This is a genomic window from Campylobacter concisus (assembly GCF_003049705.1).
In the GTDB taxonomy this organism is placed as follows: Bacteria; Campylobacterota; Campylobacteria; order Campylobacterales; family Campylobacteraceae; genus Campylobacter_A; species Campylobacter_A concisus_AR.
Window position 1 is genome coordinate 181,131 of record NZ_PIRF01000003.1, and the last position, 17,887, is coordinate 199,017.

At 38.1% G+C, this 17,887-nt stretch carries 16 protein-coding genes and 1 tRNA gene; 11 read left to right on the forward strand and 6 right to left on the reverse strand.

The annotated features are described in order from the left end of the window. Positions 1-31: 31 nt before the first annotated feature. Both CVT05_RS04485 and CVT05_RS04490 read right to left on the reverse strand, forming a co-directional pair. Positions 32-340, reverse strand: coding sequence for a YolD-like family protein (locus CVT05_RS04485; protein WP_234400482.1), 309 nt, complete (start codon positions 338-340; stop codon positions 32-34). Further along, positions 330-1,592 carry a DNA repair protein gene (locus CVT05_RS04490; RefSeq protein ID WP_107697959.1) on the reverse strand — a complete coding sequence of 421 codons (1,263 nt, stop codon included), beginning with the start codon at positions 1,590-1,592 and terminating at the stop codon, positions 330-332. Before CVT05_RS04490 ends, CVT05_RS04485 begins: the two co-directional genes overlap by 11 nt. A gap of 262 nt (positions 1,593-1,854) precedes the next feature. Here CVT05_RS04490 and CVT05_RS04495 point away from each other — a divergent pair, with 262 nt between their 5' ends. Further along, positions 1,855-2,475, forward strand: coding sequence for an autotransporter domain-containing protein (locus CVT05_RS04495; protein WP_107697960.1), 621 nt, complete (start codon positions 1,855-1,857; stop codon positions 2,473-2,475). Positions 2,476-2,529: 54 nt separating this feature from the next. Here CVT05_RS04495 and aroC read toward each other — a convergent pair whose 3' ends face one another. The 4 genes from aroC to CVT05_RS04515 are packed head-to-tail and all read right to left on the reverse strand — an operon-like array spanning position 2,530 to position 5,717. Then, positions 2,530-3,597 (reverse strand): chorismate synthase, encoded by a 1,068-nt coding sequence (gene aroC, locus CVT05_RS04500; protein ID WP_107697961.1) that lies wholly within the window; start codon positions 3,595-3,597, stop codon positions 2,530-2,532. An 8-nt stretch (positions 3,598-3,605) separates the two neighbouring features. Beyond that, positions 3,606-4,277: a ribonuclease III gene (gene rnc / locus CVT05_RS04505; protein WP_107697962.1), complete on the reverse strand. Its 672-nt coding sequence runs from the start codon at positions 4,275-4,277 to the stop codon at positions 3,606-3,608. Continuing rightward, positions 4,274-4,708, reverse strand: a complete 435-nt coding sequence (rnhA, locus tag CVT05_RS04510; RefSeq protein ID WP_084042002.1) for a ribonuclease HI — start codon at positions 4,706-4,708, stop codon at positions 4,274-4,276. Before rnhA ends, rnc begins: the two co-directional genes overlap by 4 nt. Continuing rightward, positions 4,686-5,717, reverse strand: a complete 1,032-nt coding sequence (locus CVT05_RS04515; RefSeq protein ID WP_234400544.1) for a tetratricopeptide repeat protein — start codon at positions 5,715-5,717, stop codon at positions 4,686-4,688. Before CVT05_RS04515 ends, rnhA begins: the two co-directional genes overlap by 23 nt. Before the next feature lie 55 nt (positions 5,718-5,772). Here CVT05_RS04515 and dnaG point away from each other — a divergent pair, with 55 nt between their 5' ends. The 10 genes from dnaG to CVT05_RS04565 all read left to right on the forward strand — a co-directional run bounded on the left by dnaG (position 5,773) and on the right by CVT05_RS04565 (position 17,885). Then, positions 5,773-7,449 (forward strand): DNA primase, encoded by a 1,677-nt coding sequence (gene dnaG, locus CVT05_RS04520; RefSeq protein ID WP_107698019.1) that lies wholly within the window; start codon positions 5,773-5,775, stop codon positions 7,447-7,449. Positions 7,450-7,553: 104 nt separating this feature from the next. After that, positions 7,554-8,789, forward strand: coding sequence for a M20 family metallo-hydrolase (locus CVT05_RS04525; RefSeq protein WP_107697964.1), 1,236 nt, complete (start codon positions 7,554-7,556; stop codon positions 8,787-8,789). Between the two features lie 10 nt (positions 8,790-8,799). Beyond that, complete coding sequence (locus CVT05_RS04530; RefSeq protein WP_107697965.1) at positions 8,800-10,119, forward strand: amidohydrolase; 1,320 nt, start codon at positions 8,800-8,802, stop codon at positions 10,117-10,119. Beyond that, complete coding sequence (pepE, locus tag CVT05_RS04535) at positions 10,116-10,814, forward strand: dipeptidase PepE (RefSeq protein WP_107697966.1); 699 nt, start codon at positions 10,116-10,118, stop codon at positions 10,812-10,814. Before CVT05_RS04530 ends, pepE begins: the two co-directional genes overlap by 4 nt. Positions 10,815-10,828: 14 nt before the next feature. Beyond that, positions 10,829-12,139 (forward strand): C4-dicarboxylate transporter DcuC, encoded by a 1,311-nt coding sequence (gene dcuC / locus CVT05_RS04540; RefSeq protein ID WP_107697967.1) that lies wholly within the window; start codon positions 10,829-10,831, stop codon positions 12,137-12,139. 11 nt (positions 12,140-12,150) lie between these two features. Continuing rightward, positions 12,151-13,374: a peptidase T gene (gene pepT / locus CVT05_RS04545; protein WP_107697968.1), complete on the forward strand. Its 1,224-nt coding sequence runs from the start codon at positions 12,151-12,153 to the stop codon at positions 13,372-13,374. A 59-nt stretch (positions 13,375-13,433) separates the two neighbouring features. Next, positions 13,434-14,423, forward strand: coding sequence for an argininosuccinate synthase domain-containing protein (locus CVT05_RS04550; RefSeq protein ID WP_107697969.1), 990 nt, complete (start codon positions 13,434-13,436; stop codon positions 14,421-14,423). Positions 14,424-14,526: 103 nt separating this feature from the next. After that, positions 14,527-14,603 (forward strand) — tRNA-Met (locus CVT05_RS04555). Between the two features lie 267 nt (positions 14,604-14,870). After that, positions 14,871-16,025, forward strand: a complete 1,155-nt coding sequence (locus tag CVT05_RS04560) for a Cj0814 family flagellar-dependent secreted protein (protein ID WP_107697970.1) — start codon at positions 14,871-14,873, stop codon at positions 16,023-16,025. Between the two features lie 105 nt (positions 16,026-16,130). Beyond that, positions 16,131-17,885 carry a hypothetical protein gene (locus CVT05_RS04565; protein ID WP_002941437.1) on the forward strand — a complete coding sequence of 585 codons (1,755 nt, stop codon included), beginning with the start codon at positions 16,131-16,133 and terminating at the stop codon, positions 17,883-17,885. The last annotated feature ends 2 nt before the right edge of the window (positions 17,886-17,887 follow it).

Genomic DNA, 17,887 nt, shown 5'->3' on the forward strand with positions numbered 1-17,887 from the left:
AATTTATATAAATTTAGCCCTCGCATGGGGGCTAAATTATTTTTAGGTCATTTATATCTTCAAATTTGATCCTAGTTTTTACAACCATAAGAGTTTTGTTTTTGGAATTTACGTCAGAGATTAGTCCACTAGCACTTGTATAGGTGTAGCCGTCATGATAGCTCACATATACTTCATCAGCCGGTCTTAGCTCGCTTATCTTTTTTAAAATTTCATCGACTTTGCTCTCATCAAGCTCTAGTTTTTCGCATTTTTCTCGCTCTTTTTGTCGCAAGGCTCGCTCTAAGGTTGAGAGAGGATTAAACGAGCTAAAAATTTTCGCTCTATCTTTACTCGCCACTTTTGTGCCCTCCGATCTTTTTATTTCGGTCTTGCCCAGTGGCTTCTGGTAGTAGATCAATAGCTCTTAAAACCGAGTTTTTACCAAATTTTTCTTTTATGAGATTTAGGGATTTTAAAACCGCCTTTTCTTTAGTATCATCCTCAAAAAGACTACAGTGAGCCAGGCTCTCTTTTACTACGTCGTTTGCACTGATGCTAATTTGCCTAATCAGCCCAACATTTTTTATCTTGTTTAAAAGTAGCTCTTCGGCTGAACTCATCAGCACACTTGAGACATTTGTTGGTGTCTTAAACCGAACGCTGGCACGCTGGTGTGGTTCGAGTTTGTCGGCAAATTTTATATTTATCGTTATTCCACTTGCCATTACTTCTTTGTTTATCATCCTAAGCGCTAGCCTATCAGCCATCTCTTTTAGTACGACTACCGCCTCGCAACGCTCGTAATCTCTTGGTAAAATTTCAGAGCTAAAGTAGGATTTTGTGCTTGGTTTATATGCTTTTATATCAGCTATTGTCGTTGGCTCTATGCCATTTGCGTGATCTATCGTTATATAGGCATCAACTCCAAAAAATTTCTCAAGTAAGCTTCGCGGAGCATTTGCTATATCTTTCATACAAAAAATTCCATGTTTTTCCAGCTTTAGCCTAGTTTGCTTACCGATGCGCCAAAAGTCATCTAGCGGTTGATGCGTCCAAAGACGCTCTTTATAAAGTTGCTCGTCTAAAAATGCAATCCCATCATCACTGTGCTTAGCCAGGATATCAAGGGCGATTTTTGCGAGGTATAAATTTGTGCCCATGCCACAGGTGGCCGTCACACCAGTAGTTTTTAAAATTTCATCCATTATCTTTTTGGCTATGGATTTTGCATCGGTATTATAAAATTTAACATAAGAAGTAAGATCAATAAAGGCTTCATCGATAGAATAGACATAAATATCATCTTTTGAGACATATTTTAGGTATATCTCATAAATTTTAGCCGCATAGTCGATGTAAAACTGCATTCTAGGCGGTGCGATGATAAATTTTATAACCTTTGGTATCTCAAAAAGTCTGCATCTATTTTTCACACCTTTGGCTCTAAGAGCTGGGCTAACGGCTAGGCAAACACTTCCATTGCCACGACTATCGTCAGCCACGACTAGATCGGCTTTAAACGGATCAAGTCCTCGCTCTACGCACTCAACTGAGGCGTAAAATGACTTTAGATCAATGACGGCATAAAATTTTTGTGCTTCGTTTTTCATGGGGTGATTATAGATGAAAATTAGTAAAAGTTCGTTTTTGAAAAATCGATCTTAAAGCTAAAATTTCTAATAAAAATTTTTTAGAAACAAAATAAGTAAAATGGATAAATTTTATTAGTGGAGCCAGAGCAAATGCAATGCATAAAGAAGTTAATATAATTGGCTCTACTATTGAAAAAAGTAAACAATCAGGTGTTTATATTGGTTTAATAGATAGAAGTGATGTAAATTTTAGTAAAGTAAAAATAAAAATGGCGAGTCTATGCTTGGGGCTTTTGCTATACCAACATTTGATAACAGCGATGAAGATGCCAAAATAGATGGTAGAGTTAGAAACTATGGACTTGGTATTTTTTCAAGGCTAAATTTGCCGCGTGATTTTTATATCGACCTCATGGCAAAAGCTGGTAGGAGCCAGACTAAGGTTGATGCGAAAGATGTTGATTATAAAATCTTGATGCCATACTACAATGCTAGCTTTGGCGTCGGCAAAAAGATAAAATTTGATAGTTTTATACTTGATAGCGGGCTAAACTACGCGTTCTCTTATGTCGGTAGCGATGAGGTATATATCGGACAAAGTACATTAAAATTTAGCAGCGTTACATCAAGTAGAGCTAAAATTTACTCAAAAATAGCCTATGATGCTGGTAAATTTAATCATTATGGAAAAATTAGCGCTGAGTATAAATTTAACACCAAGTCAAAAATAGTGGTGATCCAAGAAGACGAGGAGATCAGCCTAACTCAAAAAGGTACAAGTTCAGAGGTTGAGGTCGGTCTAAGATATACGCCAACTAATGCAACACTCATAAATTTTTGGCATAGCACAATCTTTTGGCAAAAAAGATCAAAGCAGCGCAAAACTTCAGTTTGCTTATAGATTGTAAAATTTAGTGGCTTTTTTGACCACTAAATTTTACTCATTTTTATAGATTTATCCGTAAATTTTCTTTAAATTTTCAAGCTTTGTACTAGCATTTAGTAGCAACATATCGGCGATAACTAGCCTTATCATCGCGGTTGCAACGACGCTTCCTCGTATGCCTATACAAGGATCATGCCTACCCCTTAGCTCAAAATCCACCGCCTCGCCAGCTAAATTTAGTGTCTTTTGCTCTTTAAATATCGAAGGCGTAGGCTTAAAATGGCTCTTTAGCACTATATCTTCGCCGCTACTTATGCCACCAAGTATACCTCCTGCATTGTTGCTTAAAAATCCAAGCTCGTCCATCTCATCGTTGTTTGCTGAGCCAAGCATAGAGCTTACATTCACGCCAGCACCTATCTCAACGGCCTTTACTCCATTTATACCCATCAAAGCTGCCGCTAACGCGCTATCTAGCTTATCATAAAGCGGCTCACCAAGACCAGCTGGCACTCCTCTAGCCACGCTTAAAACCACAGCTCCTACGCTATCGTGCTCGCTTCTAGCTTTATTTACCACTTCTTTCATCGCTTCTTCATTGCCAAGAGCGTAAATTTGAGAATTTTTAGCAAAGTTAAAGTCTATTTTGTCGCTAAAAACTTTGCCGATGCCAAGTACTCCACTTAAAATTTCTATATTAAACTCATTTAAAAGTAGCTGCGCAAAAGCCCCACCAGCTACTCTAACGGCCGTTTCTCTTGCGCTTGAGCGTCCGCCACCTCTGTGATCTCTAAAGCCATATTTTTTAAAATAGGTAAAATCAGCATGGCCTGGACGGAAAATTTCACGTAAATTGTCATAGTCGTTTGACTTTTGGTTGTTGTTAAAAATGGCAAAACCTATCGGTGCTCCAGTGCTTACTCCGTTAAAAATACCGCTAAAAATTTCTATCTTATCGGCTTCATCTCTTGCGGTTGTAAAGTTGCTTTGTCCCGGGCGGCGTCTATCTAGCTCACTTTGGATGAAATCTGTATCGATCTTTAGCCCAGCTGGAAGTCCGTCTATCACGCCACCAATCGCCACCCCGTGGCTCTCGCCAAAGGTCGTTAAGGTTAGTTTTTTGCCAAATGTATTCAAAATTTTTCCTATTTTTTGATTTTTTCTAGTGCGACTTTTGCTGCAAGCTGTTGGGCTTGTTTTTTAGAGCTACCAACGGCACGTGAAATTTCTTTGCCATTTAGTAGCAAGGCTATTTCAAATTCTTTCTTGTGATCAGGACCTGACGTGCCGATGAGTTCGTATGTTGGGATGACACCAAGACTGGCCTGAGTGACCTCTTGAAGAGCGGTTTTGTAGTCCTTTTCGAGGTGTGCAAAGTCGATCTGTGGATAGCAAAGCTCAAGCAGAGCGATCGAAATTTCTCGCACTTTATCAAGTCCAGCCTCAAGGTAGATAGCGCCCATCACAGCCTCAAATGCATCGCTTAAAATGCTATCTTTCTCACGTCCGCCATTGTTCTCTTCAGCCGTACTTAGCCTTAAAAATTTACCCATTTTTAGATGCCTTGCCATATTTGCAAAGCTTTTTTCATTTACAAGTGCGGCTCTTAGCTTACTCATGTCGCCCTCTGCGATCTTGCTAAATTTTTTAAAAAGATACTCAGCCACAAGCAGATCCATCACCGCATCGCCCAAAAACTCGAGCCTTTCGTTGTTTAACGCCTGTTTGGTGCTCTTGTGTGTTAGCGCCTCTTCTAAAAGCTCAGTTTTTTTAAATTTATATCCAAGATTCTTTTCAAATTCTTCTAAAATTCTCATCTTTCATTCTCATCTTTTATTTTTAATGCCTCATCTCTTGCCATCTGGTCGCACTCCTCGTTTTCAGGGTGTCCAGCGTGCCCCTTAACCCAGCTTGCCACGACTTTGTGAGGCCTTGAAATTTCTAAATACTCCTGCCAAAGCTCTACATTTTTTACGTTTTTAAAATTTCTCTTTTGCCAGTTGGAAAGCCACTCATTTATACTATTTACCACATATGAGCTATCGGTAAATAGTCTCACTTCACAAGGCTCTTTTAGCGCTTTTAACCCCATTATCGCAGCTTTTAACTCCATTTGGTTATTTGTTGTGTATGCCTCGCCACCGCTTGCTTTTTTCTGCGCTTCATTAAATCTTAAGATGTAAGCCCAGCCGCCAGCTCCAGGGTTTCCAAGGCACGAGCCGTCGCTAAAAAGTGTTACTATCTTCACTTGGTTTTTCTGTGATGTGGGATAAAATTTTGACACTTCCTAGCTCGTGACAGACCGGACAGCGGTAAAAGTGCATAGGAAATGAGTTTTTGCAGCTTTTGCAAATGTAGTTAAAACTAAGTCCTGCTGCGTCAAATTTGGCATCCTTTAGCTTTTTTATAGCGTTTAACTCAAAGCCGTAAATTTCACAAGGCTCATTTATATCACCCTTTGCGTAAAAGAGCGATCTATACTTATCATCACTCAAATTTATAGGCGTTTTTAGGTTGTAAAGCAGATCAAGTACGTCTTCAAATTTGGCAAAATCTTTTAAATTTTCTAAATTTTCATTGTGTCTTATAAAAAGCACCAAGATCATGCGTTTTAAAAGCTCAAAATTTTGGCTAAGACGAGAGAGAACTTCTATCTTTTCATTAAAGCTTAAATTTCTATCATCAAGTGTGCTGATAGCCTTTATATAGGCCTTTTGATCTTTTACATTTACTCCAAGCTCTTCAAGTGAGTTTAGTGCATAAAGTGCCTCTTTGTAGTTTTTGAGTTTCTCATCTATCATTGTCAGAAAGCGAAGTGCGATGACATTTCTAGGACTTAGTTCGAGTGCCTTTTCAAAAACCTCACTAGCTTTTTTTAAAAAGCCTGCTTTAAAATAGACCTCTCCAAGCTCGTTTAGGATAAATTCTTTTTCATTTTTATCTCTAACTTTGCCAAGTGCTATGAGATAAACACTAATTGATTTTTCAAAATCACCATTTTTAGCAAAAGTTTGCCCTAGCATGCAAAGGCTTTGAGCGTCTATCTCTGGGCTTTGTAGCATCTGTTTATGCTCGCTACTTATGCCATCTTTGCTATCAAATTTTCTTATAAATTTTTCAATGCGTTTTTTCTCATCTTTGCTTGAAAAGATACCCCAAGCATAGCTTAATGCAGCTATCATCAAAATAATGCTAAATAAAATAATAAGGCTAAATATCGGATCTCTGTGCCCAATGAAAAAAATATCCACGCTCATACTTTGTAATAAAATTTTACTTTAATTATAACAAAGCGGTTGTATAATTTTGCTTATGATAGATCCAAAATCCATAGAAAAACTCAAAAATCAAATCGATATCGTTGACATTATAGAACACTATTTACCAGTTAAAAAAATGGGTGCAAACTACAAATGTGTCTGCCCATTTCACGATGATAGAAATCCTAGTATGAGCATAAGTCAAAGCAAACAAATTTTTCACTGTTTTGCTTGCAAGGCTGGCGGAGATGCGATCAAATTTGTAATGGATTATGAGACATTAACCTATCCAGAAGCCATTGAAAGAATAGCTAGTCTTGTAAATTTTAGCCTCGAATACACAAGCGACAAAGCCCCAACACAAAAAGAAAATAAGCACATTTTGGAAAAGGCAAATGCCTTTTATAGGAGTGAATTTTTCAAGCATGAAGCCGCTGTGAGATATATCTATTCTCGTGGCATAAATGATGCGATGATCGAGAAATTTGAGCTTGGCTGGGCAGGGGAGAGCGCTAGTACCATTAGGCTTTTACAAAATGAAAATATCGAACCAAAAGAGGCGCTTGAAGTTGGAATAGTAAAGCAAAACGAGAAGGGAATTTATGCTAGCTTTATCGAGCGTATCACATTTCCCATATATGCGCACACGGCAAAACTAGTTGGCTTTGGCGGTAGAACGATCTCAGATCATCCTGCAAAATATGTAAATTCTCCACAAAGCATAGTTTTTGACAAGTCAAAGCTACTTTACGGCTATCATTTAGCTAGACAAAGCATTTTTGAAAAAAAGCAGATTATCATCACAGAGGGATATTTAGATGTTATCATGCTGCACTTTGCTGGCTTTACAAACGCCGTTGCTGTGCTTGGGACTGCTCTTACGACTAATCACTTGCCACTTTTAAAAAGAGGCGAGATAAGCGTAGTACTTTGTTTTGATGGTGACTCGGCTGGTATAAATGCCGCTATAAAGTCATCTCGTCTTTTAGTACAAAACGAAATAGATGGAAGCGTTGTAATCATAAAAGATGGTGCAGACCCTGCGGATATGGTTTTTGCAGGGAGAAGCGACGAGCTAAAGGAGATGTTTGGCTCTGGGACTGAGCTTGGTGAGTTTTATATTGAGCAAATTGTAAAAAAATATGATATTACGCGCCCAGTGCAAAAGCAAAAATGTTTAGAAGAGATAGTGGAATTTACAAATTCTCTAAAGCCAATAATTGCAAAAAGCTACGAATCGCTGGTCTCAAATTTACTCAAAATAGAGCTAAATACTTTTAGTATTCACGGACAAAGATATATAAATAGACAAGATCAAAATTTTACAAATGCTGCAACAAATAAACAAGTGGCTCAAAAAAAAGATAAAACCGATATTTTGGAATTTAGCGTTTTAAAGAGCATGCTTGCAAATAAAAATTATGAAACTATCGTTTTAAACGAGCTTGAGGAGAAATTTTTCTTGCATCATAAAGATTATTTTCAAGCTGTTTTATTGCCAAATATTGAAGATAACGCGGTGCTTGTTAGAGAAATTTATGTTGATGAAAGCTCAAACGTAGCTTCTAGTGAAGATAGCCTTAAAGAGGCCATTTTAAAGCTAAAGCTAAAATACTATGAGAAGTTTCGCGAAGATACTAGAAAATCACAAAAGCCAAATAAAATCGAAATAATGCAAAAAATTTCAGAGATTATTAAAGGCTTACACAACAAGCTACAAAAAAATTAGATTTCAAAATTTAACACTTATTCAGCTTTAAATCATAAAACTAAATGTAAAATGTTCAAAGTAATAAATGTTTTTAAGATTAGTTTTATTTTTAAGGATTTATTATGATAAATTTTAAAAGATTTGAAGCGAATTTTAATACTATAAGCAGATTTGGAGCATTAAAAGGAGGTGGTCTTACGAGACTTGCATTTAGCAAAGAAGACTTGGAAGCTAGAAATTTTCTTATAAATTTAATAGAAGAAAATGGATTTAAGCTTAAAATTGACAATGTTGGCAATATCTATGCTGTATATGATGATGGCTGTGAGCCAGGTGAAAAGCCGGTTTGTGTGGGCTCTCACATAGATAGCGTGCCAAATGGTGGCTTTTATGATGGCACGCTTGGTGTCATGGCAGGACTTGAAGCACTAACCTCGATAAAAGAAGCTGGCATTAAACTAAAGCGTCCGCTTTGGTTAATTAACTTTTGCTGTGAAGAATCGAGTCGCTTTAAGACAGCAACCATTGGTAGTAAGATAATAAGTGGTAAACTCGGTCTACAAAGGCTTCATGAGCTAAAAGACGAAGACGGCATTTCGCTCTTTGAGGCGATGAGTAAATTTGGACTTAACCCACAAAATTTAAACGATTCTATTTTAAAAGAACACTCACTTCATTCATATTTAGAACTTCACATTGAACAAGGCCCAGTGCTTGAGCGAAGCGGCATAAGCGTTGGCGTAGTAAGCGGTATCGCCGCTCCTATTAGATTTGAAATTATTATTCATGGTAAGGCAGATCACAGCGGTGCAACTCCGATGAATATGCGTAGTGACGCGCTGCTTACCGCTTCACACATCATAATAGCAGCCAATAAATTTGCTAAAAATAAAAAAACAGCTGTGGCTACTGTTGGTTACGCACATGCAAAGCCAGGCGTTTTAAACGTCGTGCCAGGTGAGGCGCGGCTTGGAGTTGATCTAAGAGATATTGATAAGACAAGCCTAGAAGAGCTAAATTTAGAGCTTAGAAATTTTATAAAAGAGCTAAGTTATGAGCTAAAATTTAGTTATGAGATAAGAGAACTAAGCAGTGACGAGCCAGTAAAACTAAGTGAGCATGCTATAAATTTACTAAGCGAAGAGGCTTCTAAACTTGGCATAAAAACGCTTACTTTGCCAAGCGGAGCTGGACACGATGCGATGAATCTAACAAAACTTGCAAGTAGCGTTGGCATGCTTTTTATACCTTGTGTCGGCGGCATCAGTCACAATATAGCAGAAGCTATAAATTTTGATGATGCTTTCAAAGCTACACAAATTTTAACAAATGCACTAATTAAACTATCAAATGAATAAGGAGAAACCTATGGATAAGATAGCAAATTTGGCTCTTTCTTTAAAAGACGAGCTGATCAAGGATCGCAGGTATTTTCACTCACATCCAGAGACTGGCTGGTTTACATTTTTTACAACCGCCGTACTAGCAAAGAGGCTTAGTGATCTTGGTTATGAAATAAGCCTTGGTGACAAGGTAGTTAAAGCCGATGCAAGACTTGGCCTTGGCTCAAAAGAGCAATGCGAAAAAGCAATAGAAAGAGCCAAAAAGCTTCTAAGCCCTGAAGAAGCAAAATATCTTCCTTATATGAAAGATGGCTTAACAGGCCTAACTGCCTTTATAGATACAAAAAGGCCTGGTAAATTTACAGCATTTAGATTTGACATTGATAGTGTTGATGTGACAGAGAGTGACGAGCCTACTCACAGACCTTATAAAGAGGGCTTTGGTGCAGATATCGCTGGTATCACGCATGCTTGTGGGCATGATGGTCACATATCGATAGGCCTTGGTGTGGCAAAACTTATAGCTGAAAATTTAGATGAGTTTAACGGCAAATTTAAATTTATATTCCAAACAGCAGAAGAGGGCACAAGAGGAGCTGTTGCTATGGAAGCTGCTGGTGTGCTTGATGGTGTAGAGTATCTATTGGGCGGTCATATAGGCTTTCAAGCAAAAACCAATAGAGGCATCATCTGTGGAACAAATAAGCTACTTGCAACTTCAAAATTTGATGTACATATCACCGGTCGTTCAGCTCACGCAGCAGGAGCACCGCAAGATGGCGCAAATGCCCTTTTAGCCGCATCTCAAATGGCGCTAAGCATGCATGGTATCACAAGACATGCAAAAGGCGTGACTAGGATAAACGTAGGCGTTTTAAAAGCAGGTGAGGGTAGAAACGTCATAGCACCAAACGGCTATCTAGCCTGCGAAACAAGAGGTGAAGACACAAATTTAAATGATTTTATGTATGAAAAATGCATGGATATTGTTAAAGGTGTGAGCGAAATTTATGGCGTAGAGAGCAAAGTCGTAAAAACTGGCGGCACAAACGGAGCCGATAGCGACAAAGAAGTAACTGAAATTTTCTATGAAGCTGCAAAGCAAAGTCCTTTTATAGATGATGACAAGATCGTAAAAGAGCTTGATTTTGGTGCTTGTGAAGATTTTGCTCATTTTATGAGATCTTTGCAAGATAGGGGCGCAAAGAGTGGCTATATGATGATAGGAACAAATTTAAAAGCAGGCCATCACAACTGCAAATTTGACTTTGATGAGGAGTGCTTGGTAGCTGGAGTCGATGTCTATCTAAGATCTGCTTACAAACTAAATGGAGTAAAAAAATGAAAAACGCTTTACTAATCAGTGCTTCAAGCTATCAAGATACTGGATATTTAAGGCACTGCAAAAACTGGGTTAAGGAATTTTTAGGTGAATGCGGCAAGGAAGAAATTTTATTTATCCCTTACGCTGGAGTTAGGCGAACAAATGACGAGTATGAGCAAAAAGTAATTGATAGATTAAAAAATAGCAATATAAAATCAATCCACCACTACGAGGATAAAATTTCAGCTATCAAAAATGCTAGCAGTATCGCAGTTGGTGGCGGAAATACCTTTATGCTGCTTTACACGCTTTATAAGCTAAATTTGATTGAGCCTATAAAAGAAGCTGTGGCAAATGGCACAAAATACTTTGGCTGGTCGGCTGGTGCAAATATCGCTGGCAAGACGATGATGACTACAAATGATATGCCTATCATCATGCCAAAGTCATTTGATAGTCTAAATATCTTCCCTTATCAAATAAACCCACACTTTATAAGTGGCAAGCTAGCTGGCCATAACGGCGAGAGTAGAGAAGAGAGGCTGGAGGAATTTTTAATAGCAAATCCAAATGACACTATCTATGCTCTACCTGAGGGCACAGCTTTAGTTATAAGGGGTAATGAAGTTGAGGTCATCGGACATAGCGACATTTTAAAGCTTGAGTACAAAAAAGAGATAGAAAAGATAGCAATTAAAACAAAATTTAAAATCTAAACAAGGAGAGAGGTATGGAATCATTCAAACTCGTAGCTGCCATTCTTGGCATCGTTGCAGTTGTAGCACTTCTTGTCTTAAAAAAAGAGACAAGAACGGTGCTAATAGGTGTTGGTTTGGTGCTTTGTTTAATCGCACTAAAACCTATGGGGGCATTAAGTGCTTTTACTGACTATATGACTAAAGCAGGGCTTATAAAAGCGATTTGTGCTAGTATGGGTTTTGCTTTTGTTATGAAATACACAATGTGCGATAAGCACCTTGTTGGTCTTCTTACAAAGCCACTTAAAAACGTAGGATTTATATTAATCCCAGCAACAACAGTTTTAACTTATTTTATAAACATAGCCATTCCTTCGGCTGCTGGATGCTCGGCTGCTGTTGGTGCGACACTTATACCACTTCTAATGGCCTCAGGTGTTCGACCTGCTATGGCTGGTGCGGCTGTTTTTGCGGGTACATTTGGCTCAGTTCTAAGCCCAGGCTCTGCTCACAACGTATACGTGGCCGATCTTGTTAAAAAGACAGTTGCAAACTATACTGTTCAAGATGTCATAAAAGTGCAAATTCCTAGTGCATTTACAGCTCTTGCTATCGTAGTTATCACATTAACTATTGTCGCGATACTTTTTAAAGACTATCAAAAAAATACAAATTTCACTCTTGAGGGTGGTGCTAAAAACGAAGATAATTCGGCTTTCAAAGTAAATTTTATTTACGCGCTTATGCCACTTGTCCCACTTGTGATCTTAATTATCGGCGGAACAAGCCTTTCAAAAGACTATAGCTTCCTTGCATGGACAAAAATGGGCGTTGCTGAGGCAATGATACTTGGTGCGATCATAGCTATCTTTGCTACGCTTACCAACCCACAAAAGATCACAAAAGAATTCTTTAACGGCATGGGTCACGCTTACGCTGATGTTATCGGTATCATTATCGCAGCTGGAGTATTTGTCGCTGGCTTAAAGGCGTGCGGAGCCGTTGATGTGGTTATTGCGTGGTTAAAGACAGATCAAAGCTATGTTAAATTTGGCGGAACATTTGTGCCATTTATCATGGGTATAGTCACAGGCTCAGGCGACGCTGCCACATTTGCATTTAACGAAGCTGTCACAACAAATGCCGCTGCACTTGGCTTTGAACAAGATAAGCTTGGTATGGCAGCAGCTATTGCTGGTGCTTTAGGTAGATCAGCTTCCCCGATTGCCGGTGCTGCTATCGTTTGTGCAGGTATTGCGATGGTTAGTCCGGTTGAAATCGCTAAAAGAACATTTTTAGGTATGTTTATCTCTGTTGTGGCGATTGCATTTTTTGTCATCTAAAAGGATGAAAAATGGATATCGTAGAGAGATTTTTAAACTACACAAAATTTAACACCACAACAAATAAAGAAAATGGGTTAAAAGGCGTCATGCCTTCTAACCCAACCGAGTACGAGCTGTCCAAATTTATAAAAGATGAGCTTAGCTCGCTTGGTATCAAAGACATCATTCTACAAGACAATGCTATCTTGATAGCAAAAATTCCTGCAAATTGCGAAAATGCTCCAAGTATAGCCTTTTTTGCGCACTTAGATACAAGTAGCGAGCAAAAAAACGATACCAAGGCGAAGATCGTAAAATACACGGGTGGCGACATCTGCCTAAACGAAGAGCAGGGCATCTACCTTAAATTTAGCGACAACCCAGAGCTTAAAAAATACGTTGGCGACGAGATAGTCGTGACTGACGGCACTAGCTTACTTGGTGCTGACGATAAGGCTGCGATCGCTAGCATTGTAAATATGGCTAGCTATTTTATGCAAAATCCTAATGAAAAGCACGGTAAAATCGTGATCTGCTTCGTGCCTGATGAGGAGCAGGGCTTGCTTGGCGCAAAGGCGCTTGATGTAAATTTGCTGGGAGCTGATTTTGGCTACTGCTTAGACTGCTGCGAGATAGGCGAGCTAATATATGAAAACTGGAATGCAGCTGACTGTACGATGGCCTTTAAAGGCGTTTCAGCTCATCCGATGAATGCAAAGGGCAAGCTTGTAAATTCGCTACTTCTTGCCCATAAATTTATCTCACTTTTGCCAGGCGGCGAAGTGCCAGAGTGTACCGAGGGCAAAGAGGGCTATTTCTGGGTAAAAGAGCTTAGCGGAAACAGCGCAAAAACGACGCTCAAGATCGACATAAGAGAATTTGATGAGGTGAAATTTCAAAAAAGACTTGAGTTTTTAAGCGATATGGCAAATTCTTTTAACAAAAATTATGGAGATCGTTGCGAGATTACGCTAAAAACACGCTATGAAAACGTCTTTAAATTTTTAAAAGATGAAAACTCACTTCCGATAAAACTAGCAAAAGATGCCTTTAGCGAGCTAAATATCACACCAAATATAAAGCCGATGCGTGGTGGATATGACGGCGCTGTGATATCTGCAAAAGGTGTGCCAACACTAAATTTATTCACAGGGGCAAACAACTTTCACTCTATCTACGAGTATTTGCCAGTTCGCAGTCTAAAAGCCGCGAGTGAAGTCATCAAAAAAATCGTAATTAACGCTGCTAAATAAACTTCATAAAAGCCTAGATTTAGTAAATTTAGGCTTTAAATTTTACTTTCAGGATAAAAATGAAGGCTTTAGCTTTGTTTAGCGGAGGGCTTGATAGCATGCTCTCAATGAAATTAATAAGCGATCAAAACATCGAAGTGATCGCACTTTATATGGATACTGGATTTGGCGTAGATGAAGAAAAACATGAAATTTTAAGACGCCGTGCAGCTTTGGCTGGAGCTAGCTTAAAAGTGGTTGATATGAGAAATGAGTATCTTCGTGATGTGCTTTTTAACCCAAAATACGGCTACGGCAAGCAGTTTAACCCATGTATCGACTGCCACGGATACATGTTTAAAACAGCTCTTAATATGCTAAAAAGTGAAAATGCAAATTTCATCATCACGGGCGAAGTTTTGGGTCAAAGGCCGATGAGTCAGCGAAGAGATGCACTCTTTCAGGTTAAGCGCCTAGCTGATGATGAGGATGATCTAGTGCTTCGTCCGATGTGCGCTAAGCTTTTGCCACCAACTAAGCCAGAGCGCGAGGGTTGGGTCGATAGAGAGAAGCTACTTGATATAAGCGGGCGCGATAGAAAGCCGCAGCTTGCTTTGGCAAAGGAATTTGGCTTTGAGGACTTTGCAACGCCTGGAGGTGGATGTTTGCTAACGATCGAGAGCTTTGCTGTGAAGATAAAGGATTATCTAAATTTTGATAAAGAGATGCGAGATATCGATGTCGTGTGGCTAAAGCTTGGTAGGCATCTGCGCTTGCCAGATGGTACAAAAATGATAATAGGTCGTGATGAAAGCGATAATAACGCTCTTTTAGCACATCCAAATGATAAATTTGAACAGGTGAAATTTAAAGAGAGTGATGACATCGTAGGAGCCGTTAGCTTCATAAGTAAAAATGCTAGTAAAGCTGACAAAGAGCTGGCTGCAAGGCTCGCACTTGCTTATACAAAAGCAAGTAAAGAGAATGAATTTGAAGTTAACATCGCTGGCGAGAAATTTAGTATCACACCTGAGGATAAATCTCTAGCTCAAAATTATTTCGTAAAATAGACGTTTTTGATTCTTGGTGCTTTTACCTTGTGTTTGTAGATAAAGATGGTTTTTATCTACAAATAAGTTTAAAAATTATATAATCCGAAACTTATTTTAAAGTGTCACGGTAGCTCAGCTGGTTAGAGCGCTGGTCTCATAAGCCGGAGGTCGGGAGTTCAAGTCTCCCCCGTGACACCATAGATGTCCTGCTTATCGATACTTTAACTGCCCTTTTTGCAGTTTCCCTTTCTTTAAAATTTCCTAAAAGTATGGTACAGTTTTTATAAAAAGCGGTACATTTTTTCAGGATAGGTTTATTTTACAAGATACTTTCTATAAATTTGCTTTTATTTTTGCTGATAAATAAATTTTATCTCAAGATGAGTAGAAATAAATTTATCTCGCTCTTAAATTTTTCGGCACAACTTTTGCTTACTCTTTGAAGCTAAATTCAAGGAGTAAGCTATGAAAGTCTCTTATAACTCCATCTTAACAAAACAGCACTACCAAAAACAGACAAAAAGCAGCGAAGGCTTTGCAAATTTCTTGCCTAACACTCCAAATATAAATTCGATCAGCCAAACCACCATTCCCAAGAATGACTTTGTTTCATCTAGCGCTATCGACTCTCTTTATCAGGCCAAATTTACTTCACAAGAGGGTTATGGATATAGTGTAGATGCTAAAGGATTTATGGGGGCTGATTTTAACAAGGCTGCAGGCTTACCACAGGACTTTAAAATTCACAAAAGCACACTTGATGCGATAGTGCTGCATAATCAAAAACACCCAAATAGTATAAATTTTTCAATGGAAACAAAGAAAGATAATGCGCTATTTGGAGAGGATAGCTTTGCAAATATCGATCTAGCAAATACCATAAAGCAATACTATAAAATTTTTGATCAAATTTCAGCTGGAGTTATTAGCAAGGGTAAAGAGTTTTACTCAAATGAAGATCTAGCAAAGATGCCAAAGGGCTACTTTTCAAAAGATAAAAAAATAGATTATTCTGAATATCTAATGGGTAGGATGTCAAGTGATGAGATAGATGGACTAACCGATAGGAGTAATGAGAAGATAACTCATGTATTTAGAACGACTCAAGACGTAGAGAATGCACGCAAGCTAATAAATGATCTAAGCGATATAAATGTAGAAGTCAATGGAAATTTTCTTGACTTTTCTCCAGAAGTGATGACAACTGAGCATACTATCCCTTATATGTGGGTTAGTAGTGCTGGATATGACTTTAAGCCTGATATGTCTGTATATGACAATGAACAAGGCTATACAAAGGAGCAAATCTTTGTAGCATTTTTAAAAAACGAGCAAGGTCTTGTGCTACAAGGCGGCACAACAAGGATAACTGACGAGGCTCTTAGTGTATATAGAGACACACTCATACTTACAAAACAAGATAGAAGCGAGATAGGCATACCAAAGGCTTATTATAATGAGATACTATCTGGTAAGAAAGATCTAAAAGATATACTAGCTAGGATTTTAAAGCTTAGAAATTTAGAGCTTAAAAAAGATCAAACGCTTGAGGGACTAGCAAGCAAGATAATGGACGTTTTAAAAGAATTTGATGAGAGGATGAAGACAAGAGAGCTTTAAAAAATATAACATAGAAGGCATTCGCTCTAAGCCATTTTGGCTACCATACTACTAAACATTTTTTATATTTGCCGATATAAGATATATATTTTAAAAGGATTTAAAATGAATGTATCACCAAATTTAGAGCCCATAAATATAAATTTACCCAAAGATATGATCTATTCAAGGGTCCTTCTTGGCGTAGATAGAGTGCAAACTTTAGACAATACAAATTTAAAGTCTGAGCTTAAAGACATAGCTACTAAGCTTATCTCAAATAGCACCTACTCTATCATCCAAAATGCTAGCACCAGTGGCGTGAAGTCAGAGTATGCTAAAGCAGACAACGGAACAAACGATGCTTTTTCTTATGTGGATATACAAAGAAGAAACTGGGACAAAAAAGACTTTGAAAACAAATATCTCTTTGGCGAAGATGCCTCAGCATTAAGAAAAGTGGATCAAACTAGAACCTATTTCTCATCCATAAATTCAAAAACTCCCATTAAGCCCATTGCGGCAGCAGATACTAAATTTACAAATTTAAATGACTACGCTTATGAAAAAACGATAAAAACCTCACTGGGTGACGTGGAGGTCTTTTTGGATCTTTATGACGATAATGACAAACTAGGCATAGGCAAGCTAGATGCAAATGGATTTTTATTTAACTTTGATAGCAACAAGGACGGAGTGATAAATTCTGGTGATAAATACTTTAATAAGCTAAAAGTTAGAGGCTACGATAAAGACGGAAACGAGAAAATTTTCAAACTAAGCGAAGTTTTAAGCGAGATAAACCTTAACGACTTTATCAAAAAAGATATTAGAAATTTAAGCCATGAGGCTATGGACTTTGCTAGCAAAAATACGGTTGATTACAGAGTTAGTTTAAATAACTCAAACCCTTATACTCTATTTTCAGCCGAGTATCGCTACCAAAAGATAGACAAAGAAGAGACTAATAAATTTTTCAAAGACCATGCAGACAAAGACGGCTGGGTAGATCTTAGGGATAATAAGATATTTAACGAAGAGAGTGGCTTAAACAACTTTGCCTATGAGAAGGTTGGCTTTGACGGCAAGAAAAAGCTTAGCGAGTTTAACCCTATCATAAAACCTTCTGGATCTAAACAAGATGAGAGCTTTTCATACGCAGGCTATCAAAAAGATAGCTTTATGAAATTTTATAACGACTACCAAAAAGAGTCTAGCGCTCACAGCAAAGATGTAGAGTGGATAAGCAAAAATTTAAAAGAAAATGATGTAGAAGACGCAGATGATCTCATCTCAAAGCTAAAAGCCACAAAGTCATCTTATATGATCGCTATGGAGAGTGAGTTTGAAAAAGCGACTGCGCTTGAGTTTAGCCTAGAAAATTTAGAAAGAGTAAAGCATGCTTTTGAAAGTGATACTAGCAAGGCAGCAGCTGCTCTAAAGGACACAGACAGCGTAATAGCCATGAAGCTAAACAAAAATGGCACTATCACGCTTAAATTTGATAGTGGAAGAGAGCTAGAGGTAAAAGAAATTTATAGCGACACTGGCAAGCTAATCAGCAAAGACGACAAAGATAGCAAAAGAGCAAGTATAAATTTAGATGCTAAGAGCATGAATGATGTAGAGCTAAATAGACTTGACTTTAAAGATATAGGCATAAAGAAAGACGAGAAGATATCTAGCCTAAAAGAGCTTGGAGCAAAGCTAGTTAAAAACCTCTCTGATAAATTTACAAGCAAATTCCTAATCAGACTTGAAAACGGCAAAAGTATCACCACCAAAGAAATTTACAACATCACCTACCTTGAAAATGACCTAAAATTTAAAGAGCTATCTAGCAAAGATAGGCTTTATAAAAAGGTAGATACGAGAGTTTAGGA

What these genes read in the sequence shown, in the direction of transcription:
- CVT05_RS04490 (WP_107697959.1), bottom strand. Translation starts at nt 1,592, where the DNA reads ATGAAAAACGAAGCACAAAAATTTTATGCCGTCATTGATCTAAAGTCA.
- CVT05_RS04495 (WP_107697960.1), top strand. Translation starts at nt 1,855, where the DNA reads ATGCTTGGGGCTTTTGCTATACCAACATTTGATAACAGCGATGAAGAT.
- rnc (WP_107697962.1), bottom strand. Translation starts at nt 4,277, where the DNA reads ATGAGAATTTTAGAAGAATTTGAAAAGAATCTTGGATATAAATTTAAA.
- CVT05_RS04515 (WP_234400544.1), bottom strand. Translation starts at nt 5,717, where the DNA reads ATGAGCGTGGATATTTTTTTCATTGGGCACAGAGATCCGATATTTAGC.
- dnaG (WP_107698019.1), top strand. Translation starts at nt 5,773, where the DNA reads ATGATAGATCCAAAATCCATAGAAAAACTCAAAAATCAAATCGATATC.
- CVT05_RS04525 (WP_107697964.1), top strand. Translation starts at nt 7,554, where the DNA reads ATGATAAATTTTAAAAGATTTGAAGCGAATTTTAATACTATAAGCAGA.
- CVT05_RS04530 (WP_107697965.1), top strand. Translation starts at nt 8,800, where the DNA reads ATGGATAAGATAGCAAATTTGGCTCTTTCTTTAAAAGACGAGCTGATC.
- pepE (WP_107697966.1), top strand. Translation starts at nt 10,116, where the DNA reads ATGAAAAACGCTTTACTAATCAGTGCTTCAAGCTATCAAGATACTGGA.
- dcuC (WP_107697967.1), top strand. Translation starts at nt 10,829, where the DNA reads ATGGAATCATTCAAACTCGTAGCTGCCATTCTTGGCATCGTTGCAGTT.
- pepT (WP_107697968.1), top strand. Translation starts at nt 12,151, where the DNA reads ATGGATATCGTAGAGAGATTTTTAAACTACACAAAATTTAACACCACA.
- CVT05_RS04550 (WP_107697969.1), top strand. Translation starts at nt 13,434, where the DNA reads ATGAAGGCTTTAGCTTTGTTTAGCGGAGGGCTTGATAGCATGCTCTCA.
- CVT05_RS04560 (WP_107697970.1), top strand. Translation starts at nt 14,871, where the DNA reads ATGAAAGTCTCTTATAACTCCATCTTAACAAAACAGCACTACCAAAAA.
- CVT05_RS04565 (WP_002941437.1), top strand. Translation starts at nt 16,131, where the DNA reads ATGAATGTATCACCAAATTTAGAGCCCATAAATATAAATTTACCCAAA.